Source organism: Rhodococcus sp. FG69 (genome assembly GCF_057808915.1).
Genome location: NZ_JBMDIX010000006.1, coordinates 1 through 21,387, shown reverse-complemented (window position 1 = coordinate 21,387; position 21,387 = coordinate 1). Strand labels below are relative to the sequence as shown.

Annotated in this window: 20 protein-coding genes and 1 pseudogene; 12 read left to right on the top strand and 9 right to left on the bottom strand. The window is 64.7% G+C overall.

Annotated features, from left to right (window positions below):
- The first annotated feature begins 15 nt into the window (after positions 1–15).
- The 5 genes and pseudogenes from ACODSO_RS06770 to ACODSO_RS06750 all read left to right on the top strand — a co-directional run.
- Entirely contained in the window at positions 16–1,542 is a 1,527-nt protein-coding gene (locus ACODSO_RS06770; protein WP_489035989.1) for a glycerol-3-phosphate dehydrogenase/oxidase, read from the top strand.
- Between the two features lie 22 nt (positions 1,543–1,564).
- A complete protein-coding gene (locus ACODSO_RS06765) occupies positions 1,565–2,713 on the top strand; it encodes a glycosyltransferase (protein WP_489035987.1) in 1,149 nt (382 codons plus the stop codon).
- Positions 2,713–2,907, top strand: coding sequence for a DUF3046 domain-containing protein (locus tag ACODSO_RS06760; RefSeq protein WP_068375796.1), 195 nt, complete (start codon positions 2,713–2,715; stop codon positions 2,905–2,907). The genes ACODSO_RS06765 and ACODSO_RS06760 overlap by 1 nt, the downstream gene beginning before the upstream one ends.
- Before the next feature lie 200 nt (positions 2,908–3,107).
- Positions 3,108–4,145: a recombinase RecA gene (recA, locus tag ACODSO_RS06755; protein ID WP_068375779.1), complete on the top strand. Its 1,038-nt coding sequence runs from the start codon at positions 3,108–3,110 to the stop codon at positions 4,143–4,145.
- A gap of 41 nt (positions 4,146–4,186) precedes the next feature.
- Positions 4,187–4,717, top strand: a pseudogene (locus ACODSO_RS06750) (regulatory protein RecX); the annotation flags it as partial.
- 90 nt (positions 4,718–4,807) lie between these two features.
- Here ACODSO_RS06750 and ACODSO_RS06745 read toward each other — a convergent pair.
- The 4 genes from ACODSO_RS06745 to ACODSO_RS06730 all read right to left on the bottom strand — a co-directional run bounded on the left by ACODSO_RS06745 (position 4,808) and on the right by ACODSO_RS06730 (position 8,084).
- Positions 4,808–5,689, bottom strand: coding sequence for an amino acid ABC transporter permease (locus tag ACODSO_RS06745; RefSeq protein WP_068375782.1), 882 nt, complete (start codon positions 5,687–5,689; stop codon positions 4,808–4,810).
- Positions 5,690–6,367, bottom strand: a complete 678-nt coding sequence (locus tag ACODSO_RS06740; protein ID WP_068375784.1) for an amino acid ABC transporter permease — start codon at positions 6,365–6,367, stop codon at positions 5,690–5,692.
- Positions 6,368–6,443: 76 nt separating this feature from the next.
- Positions 6,444–7,271 (bottom strand): glutamate ABC transporter substrate-binding protein, encoded by an 828-nt coding sequence (locus ACODSO_RS06735; RefSeq protein ID WP_489035984.1) that lies wholly within the window; start codon positions 7,269–7,271, stop codon positions 6,444–6,446.
- Positions 7,272–7,355: 84 nt separating this feature from the next.
- Positions 7,356–8,084 carry an amino acid ABC transporter ATP-binding protein gene (locus ACODSO_RS06730; protein WP_489036162.1) on the bottom strand — a complete coding sequence of 243 codons (729 nt, stop codon included), beginning with the start codon at positions 8,082–8,084 and terminating at the stop codon, positions 7,356–7,358.
- A 208-nt stretch (positions 8,085–8,292) separates the two neighbouring features.
- On the opposite strand from ACODSO_RS06730, the gene miaB reads away from it, so the two are divergent.
- Positions 8,293–9,810: a tRNA (N6-isopentenyl adenosine(37)-C2)-methylthiotransferase MiaB gene (gene miaB, locus ACODSO_RS06725; RefSeq protein ID WP_489035982.1), complete on the top strand. Its 1,518-nt coding sequence runs from the start codon at positions 8,293–8,295 to the stop codon at positions 9,808–9,810.
- Positions 9,807–10,409 carry an Rv2732c family membrane protein gene (locus ACODSO_RS06720; protein WP_489035981.1) on the top strand — a complete coding sequence of 201 codons (603 nt, stop codon included), beginning with the start codon at positions 9,807–9,809 and terminating at the stop codon, positions 10,407–10,409. The genes miaB and ACODSO_RS06720 overlap by 4 nt, the downstream gene beginning before the upstream one ends.
- A gap of 19 nt (positions 10,410–10,428) precedes the next feature.
- On the opposite strand, the gene ACODSO_RS06715 is transcribed toward ACODSO_RS06720, so the two are convergent.
- Positions 10,429–11,796, bottom strand: coding sequence for a DUF349 domain-containing protein (locus ACODSO_RS06715; protein WP_489035980.1), 1,368 nt, complete (start codon positions 11,794–11,796; stop codon positions 10,429–10,431).
- A gap of 153 nt (positions 11,797–11,949) precedes the next feature.
- Here ACODSO_RS06715 and ACODSO_RS06710 point away from each other — a divergent pair, with 153 nt between their 5' ends.
- The 5 genes from ACODSO_RS06710 (at position 11,950) to ACODSO_RS06690 (ending at position 17,156) form a co-directional block, all read left to right on the top strand.
- Positions 11,950–12,669 carry a class III extradiol ring-cleavage dioxygenase family protein gene (locus ACODSO_RS06710; RefSeq protein ID WP_489035979.1) on the top strand — a complete coding sequence of 240 codons (720 nt, stop codon included), beginning with the start codon at positions 11,950–11,952 and terminating at the stop codon, positions 12,667–12,669.
- Positions 12,666–13,574, top strand: a complete 909-nt coding sequence (gene miaA / locus ACODSO_RS06705) for a tRNA (adenosine(37)-N6)-dimethylallyltransferase MiaA (RefSeq protein ID WP_489035978.1) — start codon at positions 12,666–12,668, stop codon at positions 13,572–13,574. The genes ACODSO_RS06710 and miaA overlap by 4 nt, the downstream gene beginning before the upstream one ends.
- A gap of 39 nt (positions 13,575–13,613) precedes the next feature.
- Positions 13,614–14,483: a diaminopimelate epimerase gene (dapF, locus tag ACODSO_RS06700; RefSeq protein ID WP_489035976.1), complete on the top strand. Its 870-nt coding sequence runs from the start codon at positions 13,614–13,616 to the stop codon at positions 14,481–14,483.
- Positions 14,484–14,691: 208 nt separating this feature from the next.
- Positions 14,692–16,131 carry a GTPase HflX gene (hflX, locus tag ACODSO_RS06695; RefSeq protein WP_489036161.1) on the top strand — a complete coding sequence of 480 codons (1,440 nt, stop codon included), beginning with the start codon at positions 14,692–14,694 and terminating at the stop codon, positions 16,129–16,131.
- Positions 16,132–16,136: 5 nt separating this feature from the next.
- Positions 16,137–17,156, top strand: a complete 1,020-nt coding sequence (locus tag ACODSO_RS06690; RefSeq protein ID WP_489035975.1) for a hypothetical protein — start codon at positions 16,137–16,139, stop codon at positions 17,154–17,156.
- A gap of 11 nt (positions 17,157–17,167) precedes the next feature.
- On the opposite strand, the gene ACODSO_RS06685 is transcribed toward ACODSO_RS06690, so the two are convergent.
- From ACODSO_RS06685 to ACODSO_RS06670, 4 genes are read right to left on the bottom strand one after another with little or no spacing between them, the layout of a single operon-like run.
- Entirely contained in the window at positions 17,168–17,425 is a 258-nt protein-coding gene (locus tag ACODSO_RS06685; protein ID WP_068375808.1) for an HPr family phosphocarrier protein, read from the bottom strand.
- A 46-nt stretch (positions 17,426–17,471) separates the two neighbouring features.
- Complete coding sequence (locus ACODSO_RS06680) at positions 17,472–19,514, bottom strand: PTS fructose transporter subunit IIABC (protein WP_489035973.1); 2,043 nt, start codon at positions 19,512–19,514, stop codon at positions 17,472–17,474.
- A gap of 8 nt (positions 19,515–19,522) precedes the next feature.
- Positions 19,523–20,527 (bottom strand): 1-phosphofructokinase family hexose kinase, encoded by a 1,005-nt coding sequence (locus tag ACODSO_RS06675; RefSeq protein ID WP_489035972.1) that lies wholly within the window; start codon positions 20,525–20,527, stop codon positions 19,523–19,525.
- On the bottom strand, positions 20,524–21,291 hold the full coding sequence (locus ACODSO_RS06670) for a DeoR/GlpR family DNA-binding transcription regulator (protein ID WP_489035970.1): 768 nt from the start codon (positions 21,289–21,291) through the stop codon (positions 20,524–20,526). The genes ACODSO_RS06675 and ACODSO_RS06670 overlap by 4 nt, the downstream gene beginning before the upstream one ends.
- Between the last annotated feature and the right edge of the window lie 96 nt (positions 21,292–21,387).

The window sequence follows — 21,387 nt, the reverse complement described above, 5'->3', positions numbered from 1 at the left end:
GCCCGGGATTCCGGGTTGAGCGAGTTCAGGCGTCGGCGTGAAGCGGAGTCGGTATGGCAGGGGGATGCTGTCGACGTTCTCGTCGTCGGTGGCGGTGTCACCGGTGCAGGTATCGCCCTCGACGCTGCGTCGAGGGGGTTGAAGGTCGTCCTCGTCGAGAAGCACGATCTGGCCTTCGGTACCAGTAGATGGAGTTCCAAACTCGTCCACGGCGGACTGCGATACCTCGCATCGGGTCAGTTCGCTATCGCTCGCGAGAGCGCCGTGGAACGCGGGATCTTGATGACTCGGACCGCGCCGCACCTCGTACGGCCCTTGGCGCAGATAGTGCCGCTGCACGCGTCGATGTCGACGGTGGGCGAGGCGGTGATTCGTGCGGGGCTGGCGACGGGTGATGTTCTGCGAAGCATGGCCGGCACGCCGGTATCGATACTGCCCCGGGCGCGGCGTGTCAGTGCGGACGCCGTGGCGGCCGCTGCTCCGACAGTGCTGCGCGAGGGTCTGCGAGGCGGCGCACAGTCGTGGGACGGCCAGCTCGTCGACGATGCCCGTCTTGTCGTCGCGATCGCGCGTACGGCAGCGTTGTACGGCGCGTCCATCCTTACCGGGGTCAGTGCATCCGACGTCGATCGGACGTCGGCGGTTCTTCGCGACGAAGCGACCGGCGACACGACGCGAGTGCGCGCCAAGGTCGTGATCAATGCAACCGGTGTGTGGGCGGGAGAGATCGATCCACGGATCGCGTTGCGACCCAGTCGGGGTACACATCTGGTGTTCGATGCAGCGGCGTTCGGGGGACTCACATGCTCGTTGGCGATTCCAGTACCGGGGGAGCGCACTCGGTTCGTGTTCGCATTGCCTGCGCCTCTGAATCGCGTGTACGTCGGTCTCACGGACGAGTCGGCGGAGGGCGCGATACCGGATGTTCCCGTCCCGACGGAGCAGGAAATCGAGTTCCTCCTGAACATCCTTGCGACGGCGGTGAACCCGACACTGACTCGGGCCGATGTCATCGGTGCGTTCGCCGGTCTACGGCCGCTTCTCGGCTCGGGTGACGGGCCGTCCGCCGACGTGTCGAGGAGGCATGCGGTGCTCGCCGACGGTGACGGGCCGATAAGTGTGGTCGGCGGCAAACTGACGACGTATCGACTGATGGCTCGACACGCGGTCGATGCGGCGCTCGACGCTGTCGGACTCACCGCTGGACCCTCGCACACGGAGTCCATCCCGCTGGTGGGTGCAGCGACCGCGTCCGAGCTCGCCGCTGTACCGGCCTCGGCGACGCTCGTCCGTCGGTACGGCACCGAGGCGAGGATCGTTCACAGGCTTGCGGACACGCTGCACGATGGATTGGTCCCGATCGCCGACGGTATCGACGTATGTGCGGCCGAACTGGCGTTCTCGGTTCGCTTCGAGGGTGCCCGAACCGTGGGGGACCTGCTCGATCGACGAACGAGGATCGGACTGGTCGGAACCGATCGCGACCGGACCCTGTCCGCGGCAGAATCCATCCTTCGCGACCACCTGGACTCCGGCGAGTGAAAACTGTGGCACGCTGAGCTGCGTGCGAGTAGCGGTAGTGGCCGGACCCGATCCAGGGCATGCGTTTCCCGCGATCGCGCTGTGCCTGAGGTTCGCCGCCGCCGGGGACGAGCCCGTGCTGTTCACCGGAACCCGATGGGTCGACGCAGCGTGTGCCGCCGGAATCGATACCCGCCCGCTCAAGGGGCTCACGCCACGCCCGGAAGACGACGACATGGACGCGGGACAACGCATCCATTCGAGAGCGGCATTCATCGCCACCGAACTGCTCCCCGACCTGCAGAGTGTGAATGCAGACCTCGTGGTCTCCGACATCCTTACTGCGGGAGGTGGTCTGGCGGCGGAGAAGCTCGGACTGCCCTGGGTGGAGCTGTCCCCTCATCCGCTGTACGCCCCGTCGAAAGGGTTGCCGCCCATCGGAAGTGGGCTGGCTCCCGGCTCCGGCGTTCGAGGTCGGCTTCGCGATACCTTGATGCGCAAGGCGACTGGCCGCTCGATTGCACAGGGACGAGCGCAACGGAGTGCTGCCCGAGTCGGTATCGGACTGCCTGCCGAGGATCCAGGTCCTGTCGCACGGTTGATCGCCACGATTCCCGCGCTCGAGGTGCCGCGTCCGGACTGGCCAACGGAAGCGCATGTGGTGGGGCCGCTGCTCTGGGAGCCGACCGAGGAAATTCTGACGCTACCCCCCGGTGACGGCCCAGTGGTGATGGTCGCGCCGTCGACTGCATTCACCGGGGCCGAGGGAATGCTGGAGATGACACTTCGAGGACTCGACGGAAGTGGCGCTCGGGTGGTGGCGTCGATTCTCGACGAACCACCGGCGGAGTTGCCGAGTTGGGCGGCCGCCGGGCTCGGACGGCAGGACGAACTGCTGGGTCGGGCCGATGTGGTCGTCTGTGGCAGCGGGCACGGACTGCTGGCCAAATCGCTGATACACGGAGTTCCGGTGGTGGCGGTCCCCGGTGGCGGTGATCAGTGGGAACTGGCCAATCGTGCCGCGCGGCAAGGAAGTGCCGTGGTGGTTCGCCCGCCGAGTCCCGACTCGATCGGTGATGCGGTCCGGCGAGTGCTGAAGGACCCGGCGTACGCACAGGCGGCGTCCGCCGCCGCGGCAGGCTCCGGCGACGTCGAGGATCCGGTGGAGGTGTGTCGCGGTACGGTTGGGTAGTGCGCTTGACTGAATTCCGTGAACTGCTGGTGGACGAGTTCGGACAGATGCGGGGGGACTCTATCCTCGTCGACCACGTCATCACCAGTCTCGACGGACATACGGGTGCCGAGGCAATCGAAGCGGGTGTGGATCCTCGCGACGTGTGGCGTGCACTCTGCAGGGAGTTCGATGTGCCCCGCTCCCGGTGGTGACGAAAACTTCGGCGTGTCGGCGCGTCGGGTGATGTAATCGAACACGTGTTCCCCTATGCTGAACTCATTCGGCTGGACTGCGGTCTGGAGGAAGAGCGGAGTGCGCATGGACGAGAGAAGCAACTTGTCGGTGCCTGGCTCTACCGTTACCGACAACACAGATCAGCGCCAGGCTGAACGAGACACACTAGGAGATCACGATGGCTGCATACGATCGCGACAAAGCGCTCGATCTCGCACTTGCGCAGATCGACAAGAACTTCGGCAAGGGATCGGTGATGCGTCTCGGCGACGAGGTTCGTCAGCCGATCGCTGTCATTCCCACTGGTTCCATCGCGCTGGACGTCGCGCTCGGTATCGGTGGTTTGCCTCGTGGACGTGTCATCGAGGTCTACGGCCCTGAGTCCTCCGGTAAGACGACGGTCGCGCTTCACGCCGTTGCCAGTGCACAGCGCGCCGGCGGCATCGCCGCCTTCATCGATGCCGAGCACGCGCTCGACCCCGATTACGCCCAGAAGCTCGGCGTCGACACCGACGCACTGCTGGTCTCGCAGCCTGACACCGGTGAGCAGGCGCTGGAAATCGCGGACATGCTCATCCGCTCGGGCGCGCTCGACATTCTGGTCATCGACTCGGTGGCGGCTCTCGTGCCACGCGCCGAGATCGAGGGCGAGATGGGTGACAGTCACGTCGGCCTGCAGGCCCGTCTGATGAGCCAGGCGCTGCGTAAGATGACCGGTGCCATGAGCAACTCCGGCACCACGGTGATCTTCATCAACCAGCTGCGTGAAAAGATCGGCGTCATGTTCGGCTCGCCTGAAACAACAACCGGCGGTAAGGCTCTCAAGTTCTACGCATCCGTGCGCCTGGATATCCGTCGCATCGAGACGCTCAAGGACGGTACCGACGCGATCGGTAACCGTACGCGCGTCAAGGTCGTCAAGAACAAGGTTGCGCCTCCGTTCAAGCAGGCGGAATTCGACATCATCTACGGCAAGGGCATCAGCCGAGAAGGTTCGTTGATCGACATGGGCGTGGAGCACGGCTTCATTCGAAAGTCAGGCTCCTGGTTCACCTACGACGGCGATCAGCTCGGCCAGGGCAAGGAGAACGCCCGTAAGTTCATGCTCGAAAACCCGGACGTGCGTGACGAAATCGAGAAGAAGATCATGGAAAAGCTGCAGATCGGCGCCGACGTCACGGCTACCGAAGACACGGCAGCACCTGTCGAGTTCTAGTCAGGGGTAGCTGTCCGGAACCGGAACCGGAACCCGAGGGCGGCGGCACCGAAGCGCAGGCGAAGGACGCCTGCCTTCGGTTGCTGACCGACCGAGCTCGAAGCCGGCATGAGCTCGAGACAAGGTTGGCAAAGAAGGGCTTCACGCCCACCGTCATCGCTGCGGTACTGGACAAGCTGGCAGCCGCCAAGCTTGTCGACGACGGTGCATTCGCGGAGCAGTGGGTGCGTTCTCGCCATGTCTATGCGGGGAAGGGCAAGCACGCGCTGAGCCGCGAACTCCGAGACAAAGGCGTCAGCAACGAACACTCCTCGGCGGCGCTCGAGCAAATCGATTCCGAGGACGAGCGTCGACGCGCAACCGAGTTGGTGCGCAAGAAGTGCCGAACGCTGTCGCTGCCCGACGCCAACGCTCCCGATGCGCGAGCCGAGCGCGACAAGACGGTGCGAAAGCTGGTAGGAATGCTGGCCCGCCGCGGATACCCTCAGGGGATGGCGTTTGCAGTCGTCAAGACCGAACTGGACAGGCTGGGCGCTGACACCGAAGACTTCGACGGTGACCGTTTCGGGTGATCGTCCACCTGAGACAGGTCGTCGTCGAATACACGAGGCCCGCAACACCTTCACGGTGTTGCGGGCCTCGTTTTCGTTCACTCATGCCGACTATGCGGCTCCGGCTGGTCCTCCGCCGAAGTCCTGTACGGGCACTACGGTTCCACCGGTCTTGCGCTTCTTCTGACGCATCCGCCCTTCGACGACCGTCGCCAGCTTGGTGAGCATGGAGTTGATGACGATCATGATGAGCGCAACGATAATGAGAGAAGGCAGGTAGTTGCCGTAGAACGCGCCGACCTGCTGACCGGCCCGAACCACTTCGACGTACCCGATCAAATAGCCGAGTGCCGAGTCCTTCAGAGCGACCACCATCTGCGAGATGATGGCGGGCAACATCGCGGTTACGGCCTGGGGCAGCAACACGATCCGCATGACCTGGCCTTTGCGCATGCCCAAAGCAGATGCAGCTTCGGTCTGCCCCTTCGGGAGCGAATTGACGCCGGCGCGAACGATTTCGGCGATGACCGAACCGTTGTACAGCGTCAGACCGGTCACGACCGCAGCAAGAGCAAGGTAGCGGACCTTGAAGACCTCGTATTCGGCGTACACCGCGTACAGGAAGATCATCAGGATCAGCACGGGGACGGCGCGGAACAACTCGACGAAGACACCGCTGATCGCTCGCACCGCCCGATGATCGGACAATCTACCGATGCCGAGGACCGCTCCGAGTACCAGAGCGAACACGATGGACAGGGCAGCGGCGACGAGTGTTCCCTGAATGCCGGGCAGCAGATACGTCGTCCACGTGCTGGACGTGACGAACGGCTCCCATTTCGCTGCCGTCAGCTGACCCTTGGAGTCGAGAGCCAGATAGATGAGGAAGGCGATTCCGAGGGAGATCAGAAGGACCACACCGGAGAGGATTCGATATCGCGCCTTGGCCTTCGGGCCAGGAACGTCGTAGAGAACGGCTACGGCGTCACTCATTCACTTCACCGCCAATCGCTTGCTGAGGTACCCGAACAGGAGTCCGGTCGGAAGCGTCAGGATGACGAAGCCGAGGGCGAAGAGTCCACCGACAGCGAAGATTGCCGCCTCGTTCTCGATCATCGTCTTCATCAGCAGTGACGCTTCGGCGACACCGATGACCGATGCGATGGTGGTGTTCTTGGTCAACGCGATCAACACACTTCCCAACGGACCGATCACTGCGCGGAACGCCTGGGGGAGAACGACGATCGTGATGTTCTGGGTGAAGGTCATGCCGAGCGATCTGCCGGCTTCGGCTTGCCCGACCGGGACAGTGTTGATTCCGGATCGGAGCGACTCGGCCACGAACGAGGCGGTGTAGACGCTCAAACCGAGGATGGCTAGCCGAAAGTTGTTGTCGACGAGGAACGTCGGCGAATCTTCCGCAGCAAGAGCGACACCCATCGTCTGGTAGAGACCGAACGAGGTGAACAGAATGATCAGTGTCAGAGGGGTATTACGGAAGATCGTGACGTATGCGGTAGCGAGCGCGCGTGCGACCGGAATCGGTGACACACGCATCGCCGCGATGATCGTACCGATGATCAGTGCGCCGATCGCGGACAGAACCGTCAGTTTTATCGTCATGATGAACGCGTCGACGAGTTGATCGCCGTACTTGCTCAATAGGTTCAAGGTAGGGGTGTCCAATCGGCTGGAGCGGGCCGGTCACGTCGGGTGCACTCGGTGCACCCGACGTGGGGGCGAAGCGTCAGTAGCGGTCGACGACGGGCTCGGCAGGCAGCTGGTAGCCGGAGGCGCCGACGGTCTCGTTGAAGGCCTCTTCCCAGGCACCGCTGGCGACCATTTCCTCGATGGCGTCGTTGATCTGGTTCCGGCCGTCGGTGTCGTCCTTGGCGAGACCGATCCCGTAGTTCTCGGTGGTGAACGGCTCGCCGACCACCTTCAGCTCGCCCGGGTACTGAGCGGCGTAACCAGCCAGGATGATGTCGTCGGTCGTGACCGCGTCGATCGCACCGTTTCGGAGGGACTCGACGCACGCCGAGTAGGTGTCGAACGGCTGAAGCTGGACGTCGGGGTACTCGTCGGCGATCTTCTGTGCCGGGGTCGAGCCGGTGACCGAGCACAGCTTCTTACCTGCGAGGGTGTCGGGTCCGGTGATGTCGGTATTGCCTTCGGCAACCAGAAGTGACTGTCCTGCAACGAAGTACGGTCCGGCGAATCCGACCTTCTCCTTACGGGCATCGGTGATCGAGTAGGTGGCGACGATGTAGTCGACCTCACCGTTCTGAATGAGAGTCTCGCGCTGAGCGGACGGCGCTTCCTTGAACTCGATGTTCTCCTCGGAGACTCCGAGCTGGCCCGCGACGTACTTGGCGACCTCGACGTCGAACCCACTGAAGGTGCCGTCGGGATTGCGCAGCCCGAGGCCGGGCTGGTCGTACTTGATGCCGACGATGAGTTTGCCGCCCTCGGAGCTCGAGGAGACGCTTCGTTCCTCGTTGCCGCCACATGCGGTGGCGACCACGGCCAGTGCGGCGAGTCCGGCTGCGATGCGGAGCGGGCGATTGATTCTCACTGGTAGTTCCTCCATGTTGGTTCTGCGAAGAATGATGCTGAGAAGTGCGATTTCGGGAATGGTGCGGTGTTTCCGGCTGTCGAATCAGTGGCCGAGGATCTTGCCCAGGAAGTCCTTGGCGCGATCGGATTCGGGTGATGTGAAGAACGTTTCGGGATCGGTGTCCTCGACCACGGCACCGTCGGCCATGAAGATGACGCGATCGCCTGCCTTGCGGGCGAAGCCCATCTCGTGGGTGACCACGAGCATCGTCATACCGTCCTTGGCCAGCGAGGTCATGACATCGAGCACCTCGTTGACCATCTCCGGGTCGAGGGCCGATGTCGGCTCGTCGAACAGCATCACCTTGGGGTTCATTGCCAACGATCGAGCGATGGCAACACGCTGTTGCTGTCCACCCGAGAGCTGCGCTGGGTACTTGTCGGCCTGGTTGGCGATGCCCACCCGTTCGAGAAGCGCCTGCGCCGACTTGCGGACCTCGTCCTTCTTGAGCTTGCGCACCTTCTGCGGTGCCAGCATCACGTTTTCGAGGATCGTCTTGTGCGCGAACAGGTTGAAGGACTGGAAGACCATGCCGACATCGGCGCGAAGCGCTGCGAGGGCCTTTCCTTCGGCGGGAAGAACTGATCCGTCGACTTCGATGGTTCCCGAGTCGATCGGTTCCAAGCGATTGATCGTGCGGCAGAGCGTCGACTTGCCCGATCCGGATGGACCGAGAACGATGACGACCTGCCCAGCAGGTACCTCCAGATCGATGTCCTTGAGGACGTGCAGATCACCGAAATGCTTGTCTACCGATTTCAGGGAGATCATGGGGGGTCGATCGGCAAGAGCACCGGAAGCCGGCGCGTCGGTGGCGTGCGTCATAGGGCAGAACCCTATTCGTAGTTTGGTTGTCGACAGCGCTTTTCGCCCGACAATTCGGATTATGTAATGGAAACTTTACTGACGGTCGGTATCGGCCCAGGGCGGGCGCGGATCCCGGGCGTGGCGTGTCCCCGCCGGGCCGTACCCTGGGGAGGTGGAAACGAGTGACCTGACTACCCAGAGAAGCTACGAAGTTCGAACGCACGGTTGCCAGATGAACGTGCACGACTCGGAGCGGCTGGCTGGTCTACTCGAGGAAGCCGGATACATCCCCGCATCGAGCGGCACCGATGCGGACCTGGTGGTGTTCAACACCTGCGCGGTGCGCGAGAATGCAGACAACAAGCTCTACGGCAACCTGGGAATGCTGCGACCGGCGAAGACACGCAATCCGCGCATGCAGATCGCCGTCGGAGGATGTCTCGCGCAGAAGGACCGCGACACCGTCGTGAAGAAGGCGCCATGGGTCGATGTCGTGTTCGGCACGCACAACATCGGATCGCTGCCGACCTTGCTGGAGCGTGCGCGACACAACGACGAAGCCCAGGTCGAGATCCTGGAGTCGCTCGAAGCATTTCCATCCACATTGCCGGCCAAGCGAGAATCGCCGTACGCCGGATGGGTGTCCATCTCGGTCGGCTGCAACAACACCTGCACCTTCTGCATCGTGCCTGCACTGCGCGGCAAGGAGATCGACCGACGACCGGCGGACATCCTGGCCGAGGTCCAGGCACTCGTCGACCAGGGTGTCCTCGAAGTCACACTTCTCGGTCAGAACGTCAACGCGTACGGGGCATCGTTCGCGGACCCGGACCTTCCGCGCGATCGAGGGGCATTCGCGTCGCTGCTGAAAGCGTGCGGCGCCATCGACGGACTCGAACGAGTGCGGTTCACCTCACCGCACCCGGCAGAGTTCACCGACGACGTCATCGAGGCGATGGCGACCACATCGAACATCTGCCCCACACTGCACATGCCGCTGCAGTCCGGCTCCGATCGCATTCTGAAGTCCATGCGTAGGTCGTACCGCCAGAGCAAGTTCCTCGGCATCATCGACAAGGTCCGTCTCGCCATGCCGGACGCTGCGGTCACGACCGACATCATCGTCGGTTTCCCCGGGGAAACCGAGGAGGACTTCGAACAGACTCTCGAGGTGATGCGGCGTGCGAAGTTCGCGAACGCATACACCTTCCAGTACTCGAAGCGTCCGGGAACGCCTGCCGCGGACATGGACGACCAGGTGCCCAAGGAAGTTGTGCAGGAACGCTACAACCGACTGATCGCTCTGCAGGAGGAGATCGTCCTCGACGCGAACCGCGCACTGATCGGGACCGACGTCGAAATCCTGGTCGCGACGGGTGAGGGACGCAAGAACGCAGCGACTCACCGCAAGAGCGGGCGTGCGCGTGACGGACGCCTCGTGCACTTCCGTGCCGAAGAACATCAGCTGGCTGCCATCAGACCGGGTGACATCGTCACCACCACCATCACGGCGGCAGCGCCCTACCACCTCATCGCCGACGCCGGGGTTGCCTCGCACCGCCGTACGTCTGCGGGCGACGCATTCGAGAGTGGAACAGTTCCGAAGACGGCTCCCATCGGTGTCGGGTTGGGTTTGCCGTCCGTCGGCGCGCCCGCCCCGCTGCCCGCAACGACAGGATGCACGGTATGACCCCCGACCCTCGGACTCCCGAGACCCCCGACCACCAGGCGCCCGACTACGACCGGGCCGAGAAGACCATCGACTCGGAGATCGATCCGGGCGTGCGCGCAGTGGTCGTCGCTGTTCTGGTGATGCTGCTGCTCCTGACCCTCGCCCTGCCGCACACCGGATCGGTCAGCGGCTTCGATGTCCTGTCCGGCAACGACGCCGCGTTGGCCGACGCTATCGCGCTGCCGTCGCGGGTGTTCGTGTGGTTCGTGACGGTATTCGCCGTCGTCGCATCGGTGCTTGCGCTAGTGACCAGAATTTGGGCACTCGCGTGGATCGCGCTCGCAGGATCTGCGATTGCATCGGTCTTCGGGATGCTGTCTATCTGGTCGAGGCAGACGCTGCCCGCGGATTCCACGGCGAGCGGCCCTGGCATCGGTTTGGTGATCGGCTGGATCCTCGTCGTGGCGCTCACGTTCCAGTGGCTCAAAGCGGTGTGGAACAAGACCACCGCGCAGCTGGACGCTCAGGAACGTCGACGGGCGGCGTCGGTGGAGGCCGAACAGAACTCGCGGTGGGCGGGACCGGTCCTCGGTCGGCCCACCGACCGCAAGCCCTGATTTCTGCAACTCCCGTTCTCTACAACTCCTCGACGGCTCCTTCGGCTGCCTCGGCCCATTCGCGCCATTGCTGCGCCTGCTCGAGGGCGCGCTTGGCGTCCTTGTCCTTACCTGCTGCGGTCGCCTTCGCCGCCTGCTCCTCGAACTGGGCTACGCGCTCACGGAACTGAGCGGCGCGGGCCAGCGCCTCGGGGTCCGTACGCCGCCACTGGGCATCGACCGCTTCGGACACTGACTTCTCGATCGCCCGCAGTCTGCCTTCCAGCTCCTGCATCTTGTCGCGCGGAACCTTGCCCTGCGCGTCCCACTTCTCCTGGAGCTCGCGCAGTGCCGAGCGGGCGGCGTCGAGGTTGTTCTTCGGATCGATGTTGCCGTACTTCGCGAGCAGCTCTTCCTTGGCGACTGCGTTCGCCTCGAACTCGGCGTCGCGTTCGGATGCGGCGGCGTTGCGCGCCGCGAAGAACACGTCCTGGGCGGCCTTGAAGTTCTTCCAGAGTGCGTCGTCTGCGTCCCGTGGCGCTCTACCAGCGGCCTTCCACTCGGTCAGAAGGTCGCGGAACGCTGCTGCCGTCGGACCCCAGTCGGTGGAGGCAGAGAGGGCCTCGGCTTGGGTCACCAGCTCTTCCTTGCGGGTCTTGGCCGCTCCGCGTTCCCGGTCGAGGTCGGCGAAGTGAGCACCGCGGCGACGGTTGAAGTTCTCGCGGGCCTTGGAGTATCTCTTCCACAGCGCGTCGTCCACTTTGCGGTCAACGCCGCGGATGGTCTTCCATTCATCGAGGATTTCGCGGAGTCGGTCGCCTGCGTGCTTCCACTGCGTCGACTCGCTGCCGATCTGCTCGGCTTCCGCCGCCAGCTCTTCCTTCCGAGCCGTGTGCGCGGCCCTCTCGACTTCCTTCTCCTGCCGCGCAACCGCAGCGGCCGCGTCCGAATGCTCGATGACGAGTCGAAGCCGCTCGGCGAGTGAATCGATGTCTCCGATGACCGCCGCCGTGGGCAGCGTCTCGGCGAGGGCAGCAGCGGCGGCCTTGGTCTTCTTGGCATCGCCGGAGCCCGCGCTGAGCCGGGCTTCGAGTAGCGCGATCTCGGTGGAGAGGTCATCGAAGCGTCGCCCGAAGTGCGCAAGACCTTCGGCAGCATCGCCTGCTTGCCATGAACCGATCTGCCGTTCGCCGTCGGCGGTGATGACCCAGGCGGTCCCGTCGTCGTCCACACGACCGAACTTGCTCGGATCGCTGGGGGGCGCAAGTGCGGCCGTGACAGTTCCCACATGTGTCGACACCGGATGAGGTTTGGCCACAGGGCGGGCGGACCCGCCGGGCTTCGGGCCACCGGGTTTCGGAGCTGCAGGCTTCGGGGTTTCGCTGCTGGTGTCGTTGGGATCGGTCATTGTTCCTCATCTCTGCCGCGCGTCACGGCTGCCGTTAACTCGGTGTCGACCGATCGAACCATTCAAACAGGTGTAACCGGACTAGGTGTGCTCGTCCGCCGATTCTTACCTGGTGTGTCGGCTGGGATTGCTCGACCGGCTAGCGTTGGTGTCGTGTTTCGTGCCGTGGCCCTGGTGCCGTCCCCGCCCCTTCTGGTGCCCGAACTGACCGGAGGCGGCGCCCCCGAAGCCTCCGAGGTTCGCACTGCGTCGCTGGACGCCGCGAGGTTCCTCGCCGCCGCGGCGGACTGGTGGGTGGCGGTCGGTGTCGCTGACAGTAGCGGTCGTGTCGCGTCGACCTCGTCCGGCACGTTTGCAGGCTACGGTGTCGACGTCGCTGTTGCCTTGTCGCCCCGAGCGAGCGCTGCGGACCCGGAACTTCCGCTGCCTGCACTGATCGCAGGCTGGCTGCGGGGACAGGCGGCTCCCGGCAGCGTCGTCGACGTGCGGCTCGTCGAACAGACGGCCGAGGCGGCAGAGTGCCGTCGCCTCGGACGCGAACTGCGAGAAGAAATGGACCGTGACGGGCGAGAGTGGGGACTGCTCGTCATCGGAGACGGCGCAACCACCTTGACGGAGAAGGCTCCGGGGTCGTTCGACCCCCGGGCGGCGGACGTGCAAGCCCGGATCGACGACGCATTGGCCACGGCCGACCTGGAAACACTGGCCACGCTGGACCGGCGACTGTGCCACGACGTAGGTGCTCGTTCGGTGGCGGCCTGGCAAACTCTCACCGGCGTCGTGGGCACAGATCGAATTCGTCCCCGAACGCTCTACCGGGGAGCACCGTTCGGAGTGGGCTACTTCGTCGGCACCTGGGATGTGCTTCGGTGACCGAGATCAGACCGATTGCCGTCATCGGCCCGACCGCTACCGGAAAGTCCGATCTGGGACTCGACCTCGCGGAACGGCTCGACGGTGAGATCGTCAATATCGACGCTATGCAGCAGTACCGCGGCATGGACATCGGAACGGCCAAACTCACACCGATGGAGCGGCGGGGGATTCCTCACCACCGCCTCGACGTTCTCGACGTGACCGAGACCGCGACCGTCGCTCGGTACCAGCACGCCGCAGTGGCCGATGTCGAGGACATCCGGGCGCGCGGCAAGGTGCCGATCATCGTCGGCGGTTCGATGATGTACGTCCAATCTCTACTGGACGAGTGGGAATTTCCGGCGACCGACCCGGACGTCCGAGCACGCTGGGAAGCGGTGCTCGCCGACGGCGGAACCGACGCGGTCCACCGGGCTCTGCAGGAGCGAGACCCCGAGGCTGCGGCATCGATTCTTGCCACGGACGGGCGGCGCATGGTTCGAGCGCTCGAAGTCGTCGAGCTCACCGGGTCGCCGTTCGCGGCATCGGCGCCGACCATCGGAGAGCCACGGTGGGCTACGCGCCTGCTGGGGGTCGATCGCGACACGGTCGCGTTGGACGAGCGCATCGCGCGTCGGACGGACTCCATGTTCACAGGTGGCCTCGTCGACGAAGTCCGCGCCCTGGTGGACGTCGGATTGAGAGAGGGAGTCACCGCCTCACGTGCCATCGGATACGCGCAGGTGCTCGACGTCCTCGACGGCACGTGTGACCTCGACTACGCGCAGGAACGCACATTCATCGGCACCAGGCGGTACGTTCGACGCCAGCGATCGTGGTTCCGCCGGGACCCTCGTGTGCACTGGCTCGACGGCGCCGATCCCGCACTGCTGGACTCGGCGCTGTCCGTACTGCGCCACTAGCTGCGCTGTCGATCGATGTCTGACAGTAGAATCCGCAGAATGCACTTCGCCAAAGGCCACGGAACACAGAACGACTTCGTCGTTCTGCACGATCCGGACGTGAAGATCGAACTTCTTCGACCACGCGTGGCGGCTCTGTGCGATCGTCGACGCGGGCTCGGTGCCGACGGCGTCCTTCGCGTGGCGCGTGCTGGTGCTTTGCGCGACGCCGGAGTTCTCGACCGGCTGCCTGCCGATGTCGGCGCCGAAGACTGGTTCATGGACTACCGCAACGGAGATGGCAGCATCGCCGAGATGTGTGGCAACGGAGTCCGCGTCTTCGCGCACTACCTTCGGGTGGCAGGGTTGGAGACCGAGGACCGGTTCGTGGTCGGCTCGCGGGCGGGGGCCCGTCCCGTGATCGTGCACAAGTTCGACGACACCACCGCCGATGTCACCGTCTCGATGGGCGATGTGCACCTGATGGGGGCCAGCTCGACCACGCTCGCCGGCCGACGCTTCGAGGGCATCGGCATCGACGTCGGAAATCCGCATCTGGCATGCGTCGACCCGTCGGTGGACATCGCGTCGTTGCGAGCTCTCGACCTGTCCATGGCGCCCGCGCTCGACTCCGATTTCTTCACTGCTGGGGCGAACGTCGAAATTCTGACGAGATTGCAGTTCGGTCGGGTGGACATGCGAGTGTTCGAGCGCGGCGTGGGTGAGACCCGGTCGTGCGGAACCGGCACGGTGGCTGCTGCGGCGGCTGCACTGTCGTACGAGGGACAGGACTCGGGCCAAGTCGTCGTCGGAGTGCCGGGCGGTGAAGTCACCGTGGTAATCGACGATTCGGGTGCCACGCTGCGAGGCCCTTCGGTGCTGGTGGCGACCGGCACGATCGGTGACGACTGGTGGCGGGAACTCGCCTGAGGCAAGACCCTGAGGCAAAACTTACGTGCGCACGCTGGGCATTTCGTGGATCATGGAATACGACGGAACAAGACAACCAGGAATCGTGTGATTCCCACATCGAAGGATTGACGAGATAACGGATTCAGAACGACAGGATTCAGCAGCCGACGAGACTGCCAGCGGCTCCGCGTGGACGCGCGAGGAATCCGAAGCGTGGTCGAGGCGCATCGCCCGATCACCCATCGCCGCATCGAACACCGACGAGGACTCGAACCCGTCATCGGGCGACATGCAGCTCGAGGAGCGCACCGCTCTGCGGCGCGTGGCCGGGCTGTCCACCGAGCTCGCCGACGTCACCGAGGTCGAATACCGCCAGCTCCGGCTCGAGAGAGTAGTTCTCGTCGGCGTGTGGACCACCGGCACTGCCGCACAGGTCGAGAGCAGCATGGCCGAACTCGCCGCTCTAGCCGAGACGGCAGGATCGGAAGTCCTCGACGCGCTCGTGCAGCGTCGAGACAAGCCCGATTCGGCCACCTACATCGGATCCGGCAAGGCGCACGAGCTGCGGGACGTGGTTCTGGCCACCGGCGCCGACACCGTCGTCTGCGACGGTGAACTCACACCTGCCCAGCTCAATGCGTTGGAGAAGGTCGTCAAGGTCAAGGTCATCGACCGGACGGCGTTGATCCTCGACATCTTCGCTCAGCACGCGACGTCTCGAGAGGGCAAGGCGCAGGTCGCGTTCGCTCAGATGGAGTACATGCTTCCCCGGCTTCGCGGCTGGGGCGAGTCGATGTCGCGCCAGGCAGGTGGACGAGCTGGAAGCAACGGCGGCGTCGGACTTCGTGGCCCCGGTGAAACGAAGATCGAGACCGACCGTCGGCGCATTCGCGAGCGGATGGCCAAGCTTCGCCGCGAGATCAAGGGTATGAAGCAGGCCCGTGACACCAAGCGTGAACGACGCCTGGAGAGCACCGTCCCGTCGATCGCAATCGTGGGATACACGAACGCCGGTAAATCCAGCCTGCTCAATGCGCTCACCGGATCGGGCGTTCTCGTGCAGAACGCACTGTTCGCCACTCTCGACCCGACATCGCGCAAGTCCACATTGGAGGACGGGCGGGCTGTCGTGCTCACTGACACCGTCGGGTTCGTTCGGCACCTGCCGACGCAGCTGGTCGAGGCGTTCCGTTCGACTCTGGAAGAGGTCACCGACGCGGACCTTCTGCTTCATGTCGTCGACGGCTCCGATCCGCTCCCGACCGACCAGATCAAGGCAGTACGCGAGGTCATCGCCGACGTGGTCAAGGAACGGGACTCGGCGATGCCCCCCGAGCTGATCGTCGTGAACAAGATCGATGCGGCGGATCCGGTTCAGCTGACGCAGCTTCGTGGGCTGCTTCCGGGTGCGCGTTTCGTGTCCGCTCGCACCGGAGAGGGTATCGACGAACTTCGCGATCACCTGGGCGAGATCCTAGCCTGGCCGGAGTCCGAGGTCGACGTGCTCGTGCCGTACACCCGAGGAGATCTTGTCGCTCGGATCCACACCGAGGGCAAGATTTCGAAGTCGTCCCACGAAGCGGATGGCACGCGCGTGGAAGCGCGGGTCCCGACGGCGCTGGCGTCGGTTCTGACGGATTTCGCCTATGAGATCGCGACCGCCTGAGTTCGATGCGTTCGCTTGTCGTGGCCGGGGTGCTCGGTGTGTTGATGCTGGTCCCTGTGGTCGCGGCCGCCGACGATCGGCCCGTCGTGCGCGAGGAGCAGTTCGATACCTATTGCACGCCGACCGACCCGGCTTTGGATGAGCTGTCGGGCCTCACTTTTTCGGACGGTGTGCTGTATGCGATCGGCGACAGCGGAACGGATCATCGAGTCGCGGTTCTCGACGAGGATTGTGCGGTGACCCGGTGGATCGACGTGCCAGTCGATCCGTACGACGTGGAGGATCTCGCGTCGTACGGGGGACAGCTGTGGCTGGCCGACGTCGGAGACAATCTGCGCCGCAGGGATACGGTGGCGCTGACCCGAATCGACCCGGCCACCGGGGACGGCGAGCTGTATCGACTCGTCTACCCGGACGGTCCTCACGACGCGGAGACAGTCCTGATCGAGCCGGGAGGGCGGCCGGTCATCGTGACGAAGGAGCCGTCGGGCGGTAGTGGTGTGTACGTACCCGAGCGTGGTGCGACGGTGAGCGAACTGCCCTCTCCCGGTCCGACGGCGCTGACCAAGGTCGGTGACCTGCCGTTCGAGGGGACCGAGACTCCGGGCGGCCCGCCCTTCATCGCCGGTTCTCTGCTGGCAACGGGCGGCGCGGTCAGCACCGACGGAACCACCGTGGCGGTACGCACGTACAACGACGTGTACCTGTTTCCCGTCGTCGACGGAGACGTCGTGCAGGCAGTGCAGGGGGATCCGACTGTCGTTGCGCTTCCCGCTCAACCGCAGGGTGAGGCTGTCGCCTTCGGTGACGACGGCAGCCTCCTGGTCGCGTCCGAGGCTGCCGGTGGGCAGCTGCCGCCGATCGAGAGATTGGTCGGCGCAACATCGTTGGTGTCACCACCACCGGCGCCGACCCTGACCGAGACGTCATCGGGTGGACGATGGACGTTCGGTGCGTTGGCCGGCGCCGGGGTGTTGGTGTTCGCGTCGATCCTCTACACGTTCGGGCGTGCCCGAAGGCAGTAGACGAGAGACGGTCAGGCGTCGAGGTCTGACGCGACCAACGCCGCGATCTTGTCCAATGTCGCTTGGTCTTCGCTTTCGACGGTGACCTCTGTTCCCTTGGTGGCGCCGAGGGTCATGATCATCAGGGCGGAGCCGGCGTCCACCGGCTCTTCGCCGTCGACGGCGAGCGTGACATCGACTCCGGCGTCTGCGACGGCTTCCGAGATCACAGCGGCCGGACGTGCGTGCAGACCGATGGCTGATCCGACGGTGACTGTGGTGCTTGGCATTTCTCTGCTCCTAAGTGATATGTGACGAATTCAGGCGGTGGCTGGATCAGGCGGTGACGAGATCGGGGTCGAGTGCTTCCTCGGTGGGAGCGTTCTTGCCCTTGACGAACTGCTTTGCGAACACGACCAGGAAGGCCGACAGTAGCGTTCCTGCAACGAGTGCGATCAGGAACCACAGGAACTTTCCGATGGCGAAGAACACGATCAGGCCTCCGTGTGGAGCGCTGAGGGTCACGTCGGTCGCCATGATGAGCGCGCCGGTCAACGCCCCGCCCGCCATCATCGACGGGATGACGCGCAGTGGGTCTGCGGCAGCGAACGGAATCGCACCTTCGGAGATGAACGCGGCGCCCAGGAACCATGCGGCCTTGCCGTTTTCACGCTCTGCTTCGGTGAAGAGTCGGGGACGCACGAGCGACGCGAGTGCCATGGCGAGCGGGGGAACCATTCCGGCGGCCATGACGGCGGCCATGATTCGTAGCGAGGCTACGTCGGTGACCGATAGCCCTGCCGTCGCGAATGCGTACGCGGCCTTGTTCACCGGTCCGCCGAGGTCGAAGCACATCATGAGCCCGAGAATGATGCCGAGGATGATGATCGACGTTCCGCTGAGTCCGTTGAGCCAGTTGGTGAGTCCGTTGGTGATGGCGGCGAGCGGCTTGCCGAGTACGAGGAACATCAGTCCGCCGACGATCAGCGTGGCGAACAGCGGGATGATGACGACCGGCATGAGTCCCCGGAGGACAGCGGGGATCTTCCACTTGCTGATCCACAGAGCGACGAAACCAGCGATCAGACCACCGACGAGGCCACCGATGAATCCGGCACCGACGAGCACTGCGACAGCGCCTGCCGTGAAACCTGGTGCCAAGCCTGGTCTGTCGGCGATGGCGTACGAGATGTAGCCCGCCAGTGCCGGGACCAGGAAGCTGAACGACAGCGCGCCGATCTGGAACAGGACTGCTCCGAGGTAGGCCCGCATACCGCCGTCGGGGAGCGCGGTGATCGAGTTGTTGATGACGATCTCTTCGGCGTTGCTGGAGATTTCGTAGCCGCCGACGAGGAACCCGAGAGCGATGAGCAGACCACCCGCCGCGACGAACGGGATCATGTAGCTGACGCCTGTCAGCAGGATCTGGCGAATTCGTGTGCCCCACCCGAGTTCGCCTGCGTTCGATGAGCTTCCGCCCGCAGCTGCTGCGGTGCCGGACACTCGTGCGGCGTTCGGGTCGTTCGATGCGCGCAGGGCCTCGGTGACCATGACGTCGGGCTCGTTGATGGCACGTTTTACACCGGAGGAGATGACAGGCTTGCCGGCGAACCGTTCCTTGCCCTTGACCCCGACGTCGGTGGCGAAGATGACGGCTTCGGCACTGGCGATCAATGCGGGGTCGAGGGGGGTGCTTCCGCTGGAGCCCTGTGTCTCGACGTGCACCGTGACGCCTGCGCGTTCACCGGCGGCGACGAGCGAGTCTGCAGCCATGTATGTGTGCGCGATGCCCGTCGGGCAGGCCGTGACGGCAACGATGTGCTTGGGCGCGTCGTCTGCTGCTGCTGCCGTTGGTGCCGGTGCTGCTGGAGTGGCCGTTGCGGCCGGAACGGCGGGCTTGGCTTTCGGTGCCGGGTTGATGACTCCGTCGACCAGGGCTACGACGTCGGCTGCGCTCGGGGCTTCGCGTAGCGCAGTCACGAATTCCGGCTTGACCAGCGCACGAGCGAGGCTCGAGAGGAGCTTCATGTGCGCGGATCCCGCGCCTGCCGGAGCGGCGATGAGGAAGACCAGGTCGGCGGGGCCGTCGGGAGCACCGAAGTCGACCTTCGGGTTCAGTCGAGCGAATCCGAGGGAAGCCGATACGACGGCCTCGGCACGGCAGTGGGGAATAGCGATGCCGCCGGGCAGACCGGTTGCGGATTGGGCCTCGCGGGCGAGTGCCGCGTCGCGCAGCGGAACTGCGTCGGTGGCACGGCCCGCAGAGGCGAGGAGTTCGGAGAGTCGGGAGATGACAGCATCTTTGGACTCGCCGAGGTCCGCGTCGAGGAGGATGAGCTCCTCCGCGATGATCGCGGGATCGTTGGTCGGTGTGGACATTACTGCTCCTAGGAGAGTGTCGAGGAACTGGGAGTGGTGGACGGGATGACGCCTAGATCGAGTGCTCGTACCGATACGGATTCGGGGTGTGCCTGGTCGGGGGTGGGAAGGGTGGTGCCGGGCAGCGCGGTCGCAGCGGTGCCGTACGCGACGGCACGGCGGATTCGGTCCTCGGGCGCACATCGTTCGATGTCGGCGAGTACGTAGCCGGCGAGCGAGGAGTCGCCTGCGCCGACGGTGCTGATTGCGTCGATCTTCGGAGGGGTCGCGAACCATGCCCCCTCGTCGGTGACCAGAACGGCGCCTGCGCTCCCCAGGGTTGCCAGAACTGCCCCGATCCCGCGCGCCAGCAGAATGCGGCTTGCATCCACCGCCGCAGTCGGATCACCAGCCGCTGCAGCACGTTCGAGCTCGCCGCCGTCGACTCCGGTCAGCTGCGCGAGTTCTTCGGAGTTCGGCTTGATCAGGTCCGGCGCGGACGCGGGAAACGAGGCCGCGAGGGCGAGCAGGGGTGCGTCGGAGGTATCGACGGCGACCTTGCACGGCGTCGCCCGTAGAGCCGTCACCAACTCGGCGTACCAGTCGACAGGGATGCCTGGGGGAAGCGAACCGGACAGCACGACCCATGTCGCGTCCCGTCCGAGATCGACGATCGCAGCGAACAATGCATCACGAGTCTCTCGGCTGAGTTCGGGGCCCGGCTCGTTGATCTTGGTCGTCGTGCCGCCGGGTTCGCTGACGGTGATGTTGGTGCGCGCAAGCGCAGTCGTCGGAACGGCGCAGTACCGAACTCCCTTCGCAGTCAACGCCTCCAGCAGCGGGTCGTGCTCGGCGGCGGGTAGTACAGCCATCGCCTGAACTCCGGACGCCGTGAGCACCCGTGCGACGTTGACGCCTTTGCCTCCTGGGTCACTGGCCGCGCCGCGTGCTCGATGCACACCGCCGCGAACCATCTCGGAGTCGAGCATCACGGTGCGGTCGATACTCGGGTTGGCCGTCAGTGTGACGATCATGCGATCACCACCTCGATTCCGTTGTCGGTCAAACTCTTGTGGTCTGTTTCGTCTATGTCCGAATCGGTGACGAGGACGTCGATGTTGTCCACTCGAGCGAAGCTCACGAGATGCTCGCGGCCGATTTTGGACGAGTCCGCCAGCACCACGACGTGATTGGCGCTGCGAACCATTGCTCGCTTGACTGCGGCCTCGTCACTGTCGGGCGTCGACAAGCCGTGGCCGACGCTGAGCGCGTTGGTTCCGATGAATGCCACGTCCACGCGCAGCCACGCGAGTGCCGTCAATGCTTCCTCGCCGACGGCGGCCTGTGTCGTTCCGCGAACGCGACCCCCCAGCATGCGCAGGTTCACGCCACCGAACAGAGCGAGACGTGCGGCGATGGGAACCGAGTTGGTGATGACGGTGAGTTCTCGGTCGCCGCCGAGCAGAGCTGCGAGTCGACCGGTGGTCGTTCCCGCATCGAGTACCGCACTGCCACCCGACGGCGGGAGGTAGTCGAGGGATGCGGCAGCGATGGCGTCCTTCTGCTCGGCACGGATGTACTCGCGCTCGCCGACGCCCGGCTCGGTGACTGTCAGCGCAGACGCCGGCACCGCTCCGCCGTGTACGCGGCGGACGACGCCGAGGCGGTCGAGAACAGCAAGATCTCGACGAACTGTCTCGGTGGTCACGCCGTAGGACGTAGACAGGTCGGCCACGGAGACCCGGCCACAGGAAGTGATGAGTTCCGCAATGGACCGCTGCCGTTCTTCTGCGTACACCTGCGCCTCCTTTCTGTCTGGTCACTCCGCGGGCTGCGCTGCTGCCCACCCTGGTCACTCCGCGGGCTGCGCTCCTGCCCACCCTGGTCACTCCGC

Bases quoted from the DNA above. Each gene is read 5' to 3' on its own strand.
- recA (WP_068375779.1), top strand. From the start codon at position 3,108: ATGGCTGCATACGATCGCGACAAAGCGCTCGATCTCGCACTTGCGCAG.
- ACODSO_RS06745 (WP_068375782.1), bottom strand. From the start codon at position 5,689: ATGAGTGACGCCGTAGCCGTTCTCTACGACGTTCCTGGCCCGAAGGCC.
- ACODSO_RS06730 (WP_489036162.1), bottom strand. From the start codon at position 8,084: ATGATCTCCCTGAAATCGGTAGACAAGCATTTCGGTGATCTGCACGTC.
- ACODSO_RS06720 (WP_489035981.1), top strand. From the start codon at position 9,807: ATGACCCCCGACCCTCGGACTCCCGAGACCCCCGACCACCAGGCGCCC.
- ACODSO_RS06715 (WP_489035980.1), bottom strand. From the start codon at position 11,796: ATGACCGATCCCAACGACACCAGCAGCGAAACCCCGAAGCCTGCAGCT.
- dapF (WP_489035976.1), top strand. From the start codon at position 13,614: ATGCACTTCGCCAAAGGCCACGGAACACAGAACGACTTCGTCGTTCTG.
- ACODSO_RS06690 (WP_489035975.1), top strand. From the start codon at position 16,137: ATGCGTTCGCTTGTCGTGGCCGGGGTGCTCGGTGTGTTGATGCTGGTC.
- ACODSO_RS06685 (WP_068375808.1), bottom strand. From the start codon at position 17,425: ATGCCAAGCACCACAGTCACCGTCGGATCAGCCATCGGTCTGCACGCA.
- ACODSO_RS06680 (WP_489035973.1), bottom strand. From the start codon at position 19,514: ATGTCCACACCGACCAACGATCCCGCGATCATCGCGGAGGAGCTCATC.
- ACODSO_RS06675 (WP_489035972.1), bottom strand. From the start codon at position 20,527: ATGATCGTCACACTGACGGCCAACCCGAGTATCGACCGCACCGTGATG.